The 5,271-nt window shown below is 34.1% G+C and carries 7 protein-coding genes; 3 read left to right on the top strand and 4 right to left on the bottom strand.

What is annotated here, in order from left to right; all coding sequences use genetic code 11:
* On the bottom strand, positions 1–203 hold a 203-nt coding region (locus ACESM9_RS14130; protein ID WP_373000052.1), incomplete at its 3' end, for a hypothetical protein.
* A 374-nt stretch (positions 204–577) separates the two neighbouring features.
* Between ACESM9_RS14130 and ACESM9_RS14125 the strand changes: the two genes are divergently transcribed.
* On the top strand, positions 578–979 hold the full coding sequence (locus ACESM9_RS14125) for a bacteriohemerythrin (protein WP_373000049.1): 402 nt from the start codon (positions 578–580) through the stop codon (positions 977–979).
* A 58-nt stretch (positions 980–1,037) separates the two neighbouring features.
* Here ACESM9_RS14125 and ACESM9_RS14120 read toward each other — a convergent pair whose 3' ends face one another.
* Entirely contained in the window at positions 1,038–1,388 is a 351-nt protein-coding gene (locus tag ACESM9_RS14120; protein ID WP_373000046.1) for a DUF2200 domain-containing protein, read from the bottom strand.
* 59 nt (positions 1,389–1,447) lie between these two features.
* Positions 1,448–2,797, bottom strand: coding sequence for a YecA family protein (locus tag ACESM9_RS14115; RefSeq protein ID WP_373000042.1), 1,350 nt, complete (start codon positions 2,795–2,797; stop codon positions 1,448–1,450).
* Positions 2,798–3,045: 248 nt separating this feature from the next.
* Here ACESM9_RS14115 and ACESM9_RS14110 point away from each other — a divergent pair, with 248 nt between their 5' ends.
* Together ACESM9_RS14110 and ACESM9_RS14105 are read left to right on the top strand one after the other, a co-directional pair.
* A complete protein-coding gene (locus ACESM9_RS14110; protein ID WP_373000039.1) occupies positions 3,046–3,684 on the top strand; it encodes a TetR/AcrR family transcriptional regulator in 639 nt (212 codons plus the stop codon).
* 20 nt (positions 3,685–3,704) lie between these two features.
* Positions 3,705–4,274, top strand: a complete 570-nt coding sequence (locus tag ACESM9_RS14105) for a hypothetical protein (RefSeq protein ID WP_373000036.1) — start codon at positions 3,705–3,707, stop codon at positions 4,272–4,274.
* Between the two features lie 247 nt (positions 4,275–4,521).
* On the opposite strand, the gene ACESM9_RS14100 is transcribed toward ACESM9_RS14105, so the two are convergent.
* Positions 4,522–5,094, bottom strand: a complete 573-nt coding sequence (locus ACESM9_RS14100; protein WP_373000033.1) for a hypothetical protein — start codon at positions 5,092–5,094, stop codon at positions 4,522–4,524.
* Positions 5,095–5,271: the final 177 nt, after the last annotated feature.

Genomic DNA, 5,271 nt, shown 5'->3' with positions numbered 1-5,271 from the left:
AGCACAATATAAATTATAGAGGTATTACCGTCAAATCTGCTTAGTATATCTACTATCAGCATGAAAATAGTTGAATATAGCATCGACATATAAAGCTTGTCCGACATAGAATCTTTTTCAAAAAGCTTAAATGCATGAAAATAGATGATTAGAACTATCCCAATAGAATAGATGTTTAATATTGCATTATTCTCCAGACTCATTAATATTCACTCCGTATTAAGACTTCACTAATACATTTATTACTACAAGTTCATTCAATATAATATATCAAATCTGCTGTATGCTATAATGAGTATAATGTTATAATAAATCTGGGCGGCTATTCATGTCAACTTATTTAAATCACTTTATATCATTCTAAAATAAATGTCAATTTGGACTACTCCCCTCTAACAATTTGTTACACTCCTGCCAAAGCTTCATAAGTTTTTCAGACTTCACATTACGCAGTAGCTTTATGTCTGAATTCGACTTCTCTCGACGCATATTTCATCCTTTTTTGGAAATCTATTGAGTTTTTCTACAAAAAACTATACAATCAATATAATATAAATAACCTAAAAGGAGGATTTTTATGGCAATAGCATGGACTCCTAACTTATCGGTCGGTGTTAATCAAATTGATGACCAACACAAAATATGGTTTGAAAAGGCTAATGAACTGTTTGAAGCCGGAAAAGCACAGAGAGCAAAAGAATACATAAATACAATGATTGATTTCTTAGATGAGTATACAAAACAGCACTTTAGAGATGAAGAAGCCTATATGGAAAAAATCGGCTACCCTGAAATTGATGCCCAAAAGAAAGCACATGCAAGCTTTATCAAAGATCTTGCCAAATTGAAGAGCGAATATAACGAGTCCGGAGGTAATCTTCTAGTTATAATAAATGCAAATAAAATGGTTATAAACTGGCTTACAAATCACATAACAACCATGGACAAAAAAATAGGCGATTATGCGAAAACTCTTTAGAATAGTATAAGGGATTACATGCCAACTTCGGCTTGTAATCCCACATTACTATTCAACTTCAACTCCTCAAAATCTTCTCCATTGGCTTGCCTTTTGCCAATTCATCCACCAGTTTATCAAGCCAACGGATTTTTTGCATTAGAGGGTCTTGGATTTCCTCTACACGATGCCCGCAAATCACGCCTTTAATATTTATAGAATTAGGGTTTATCTGCGGAGCCTCTCTAAAGAAGGTTTCGTAATCAACATTCTTCTCAATCTGTGCCTGCAAACCGGAATAGTCATACCCTGTCAACCAGCAAATCACTTCATCAACCTCAGATTTGGTACGCCCTTTTCGCTCCGCCTTTTGAACCAGCAGTGGATAAACCTTTGAAAAGGCCATCTTATATACACGATCGTTTGTCAAAATTATCACTCCCATTCGTTTTCTTTTTTACTCTTCACCGCAGGATATCAATGATGTGTCTAAATATCCAACCTCTCAATAATACCGTGTTTTATCGCATTATCGTATATCTCACGGAAAAGCTTTCTAGCACCTTCCCCAAATCCTAACGACATAGAATTCATAAAACTGTCATATATTATCTTACCATTGAATGGAAGCAAAACAGTTTCAATTTGAACAGGCAATTCTCGTCGCAATGTATTTGCTACCGAATTGCTTAGCCCTTTTATCCCGTATAGCCTGTCTTCACCCTGCTCATTTGAACCAATTGCAACGGCATATTCTGGTAGATACTCTAAAATAATGAACATTCCTTTTTTATGGTTCCTTCTCCACAGCTTCAAAATTTCTATTTTCTCTTGAGGTAGCTCAGTTTCACGAATATATTCGTCTATCAGTTCCGGTTCACTCCACAGTACCTCTCTCACTTTGTGCACCTTCATATTACTAATGGTATTAGGATATTCTGGCTTTATTTTTCCACTTACCACACTCTTTCGCTCATTAACATAGCTTATCAAGTCCAACCATATTCCATAGAATAGTCTGCACTCATCTGGACTTAACTGTGCCGTTTTTATGTCTTCAAATATAGCGCAGCATTTCTTGAACTTCTTTCCGCTTCCACATGGACAAGGATCATTGCGTCCGATTTTTGTTCTATCCGATTTTGGAAACTCAATAATGTTTTTATTCTGTTTGCTTGAAATCTCATGTAATTCGGATGGAGTAAGTCCATTGTTTAACCATATCCGCGTGTTATTTTTTGCATGCATTATAAGATCTAAAAATTGCTGTAATTGATTTTCGCTATCGAAAACAATATCATACTTCTCTAAAATGGTTCCTAATTCTCTTATCCCAGCACTGTAAGTCATATAAGTTCTGATTTCTCTATAGGCTGTTGTTATGTTATCACTGAAACCAAAAACATTCAACATAAAACTGATTACATTCCACCAGTGGTCATTATCCTCATAATCTTTATCTACATATTTAAGAAATTCATTTTTTTCTGGTACATAGCGAGGTTTGTCTGCCTGATGTTCTAATAGATTTTCAGCCTGTTTAAAGTCATCAAAAAATAAATGATGCACGATGTACTCTTTATAAAAGCCGTACCTGCCATTCTTTAATACTAGCGGCAAGAGCAGAATATATATCTCCTCTATGTTTGTCTTATCTTCATTTTGTTCATTGAAAATATTAACAAAATCATCTCGGCTGATAATGCCATATAGATTCACCGCAGCTCTAGCGTATGAATCAAGTAGCTTTCGAATATTGGCTCTACCTCTTGGACAACGAACAATATCTGAAGTTGGGTTATATCGTTCAAATATTTCCTTTGCTTTTTCTTTGTTCATATTATTTCGACTCCAATCTTCTAAAAGTGTCCTCTGCTCTCCATCACTTAGCACAAAAAATAAATTCAAATCCCATTTCTTTTATTTGCTTACTATCATATTATTAAACTTTCTATCTGTAAAGCTATATTCTGTTTAGTTACCATGATTATACATCTCGATAATTTATTTGACAATGTGACCACATGATCATATAATAAAAGTAAGGATGTGACCAGGCGGTCACTTATTTGTGAAAGGAGGATCTTATGCCACAAGAAACCTTTTTTAACTTGCCAGATGATAAAAGAAGCTTAATAATCTCAGCTGCTATGGACGAATTTTCTAAAGCTGATTATAATACAGCCAGCGTAAATCAGATATGCAATAAATCAAATATTGCCAAAGGAAGTTTTTATCAGTATTTTGCAGATAAGCTGGATTTGTATGTTTATATAATGACTTTAGCTATAGAAGAAAAAATTAAGTTTTTTTCCAGTGTTATTGCAGAATTCCATACATTATCGCTATTGGAGCAATTTCGTTTGCTTTTTCTTAAAGGTGTAGAATTTGCAAAAAAATATCCTCAATATGCTGCTTTAGGTGAACAATTCACTAAAGAAAATGATGAATCGGTTAAATCAGCAGTTATTAAGGAAGGAGAGAAACAATCAGAATCGCTATTTTTGCAAATGATAGACAATGCAAAAGCAAAAGGTGAAATTGATAGTAGGGTTGATTCTTTAGCTTTAAGCTTGTTGCTCCAATCTTTGAATAGCATAGTCAATAAATATATGATTGATAAGTTTGGTACAGTCAATTATGAACAAAATGAAGAAGGCATAAATGATTTTGTAGATTCACTCTTGTATATAATATTTAATGGAATTCAGAATAAATTTGATTGAAACCTAAAGGAGGTTTGACTATGAATAAGAAAATAGATATCATGGTAGGGATGTTATTTGCAGTCGCTACCATAATATTTATCATATTATTTCTAACCAATGATATGTTTTTTAATTGGGCATTTGCAAGACATCATAATATATTGAGCTGGTATATCAGACCCTTATTTATAATACCAATGGTTATATTTGCATTTAAGAAAAGCTATACTGGCATATTCGCTACAATATTTGCTCTATTTACAAGTATGTTCTGGTTTCCCGTTCCAGCTGAAAACAGCCCTCAGGTATTAGCATTCTTAGCTTTTGAAATGGATTACCTTAAGGGTACATGGACAGCTCCCAAAATATTAATGAGTTTAGCTGTACCCCTATTTTTCATTATGCTTCTTATAGCAGCATGGAAAAGAAACTGGAAATGGCTTGTAGGTGTTATAATAGGAGCGGCTGTTCTAAAATTTATTTGGAGTATTGCATCTAGTGGTAAAGCAGGCATGTCTATTCTAAAACCTGCATTATTAGGCCTGATTGTCTGCATATGTGGATTAGGCTATTATTTTAAAAAGCATAAGCAAAGGAGTAAAAAATAAATTTACTCCTGCTTTGTATCATTAACGCTTTCCACTTTTTTAACCATAACCTTACCAGTTGCATTTTTTCCAGTAACTTGTATATTATATTTATCCGCTTCAGATACTGTTACAGTGAATAGGCTTCACTAAAAGGTTGTTTCCTGTATAGGGTCCACTGCCATTTTTGCCTCTAATCGCAAGCGCAATTTCCCCGTCTTCATGGGCTACTTCAAATTGCAGCACATCACCCTTGTTAAGGGATAACTCACACTTGCTTTGAGAACTCCACTCCTTGAAATCCATTGTGAATCTTGTTCCATTTGCATTCTCTAGAATCACAATGCTGCCCTCTGGTGCGGAGTAAGCCGATATAGATATAATAATAGCAATCACCAGAGGCAGAAAAATGATAGGGTTCATGTAAAACCAGGGATCTACCTTTAAAACTATCACATATTTCGTTTTTCCAAATCAGATTGCCACTAGAACCTACTATTTCTATACCATCAGACAGCGGATCACTGATTATTCTGTTATTTATGATCCTATTGCCAGATCCAGATCGAATTATTATATTCTCAAATCGATAATTTCTTATGTTAATACCTTCTATTCCTACTCCAACAACGTTTGATAATGTAATAGTCGTAAAGAGGATATCTTTACCATCCAATATAACTCCTGGCCTCTTGGCTACAATTCGAATATTACTCTTTAGAATATTTACTGTTTGAAAATATATGCCTTCCTCTAAAAGGAGTGCATCTCCTTCATTCACATTATCAGAAGCTATTAGAGCGTTAATATCAGTAAGGAGTGTTATATTGATTACTGCCATAAACTCCCTTCCTTTATATAAATATAACAGGCTTGTTCCAGTATTAATATATTCCTTGAATTATGTCCGTGACAAGCTTGCATATACTAAAAAATTCCCTCTAATTCATAATTAGAGGGAATAAGAAAAAACACTTTATTCATTCCAGGGAATATCTAAAGGTCTTCGCAGCAACTG

The organism is Lutispora sp., from assembly GCF_041687175.1.
GTDB lineage: Bacteria > Bacillota > Clostridia > Lutisporales > Lutisporaceae > Lutispora.
The sequence above is the reverse complement of the archived record's forward strand: the minus strand, read 5'-3'. Positions and strand labels throughout refer to the sequence as shown.

Bases quoted from the DNA above. Each gene is read 5' to 3' on its own strand.
- ACESM9_RS14125 (WP_373000049.1), top strand. From the start codon at position 578: ATGGCAATAGCATGGACTCCTAACTTATCGGTCGGTGTTAATCAAATT.
- ACESM9_RS14110 (WP_373000039.1), top strand. From the start codon at position 3,046: ATGCCACAAGAAACCTTTTTTAACTTGCCAGATGATAAAAGAAGCTTA.
- ACESM9_RS14115 (WP_373000042.1), bottom strand. From the start codon at position 2,797: ATGAACAAAGAAAAAGCAAAGGAAATATTTGAACGATATAACCCAACT.
- ACESM9_RS14100 (WP_373000033.1), bottom strand. From the start codon at position 5,094: ATGGCAGTAATCAATATAACACTCCTTACTGATATTAACGCTCTAATA.
- ACESM9_RS14105 (WP_373000036.1), top strand. From the start codon at position 3,705: ATGAATAAGAAAATAGATATCATGGTAGGGATGTTATTTGCAGTCGCT.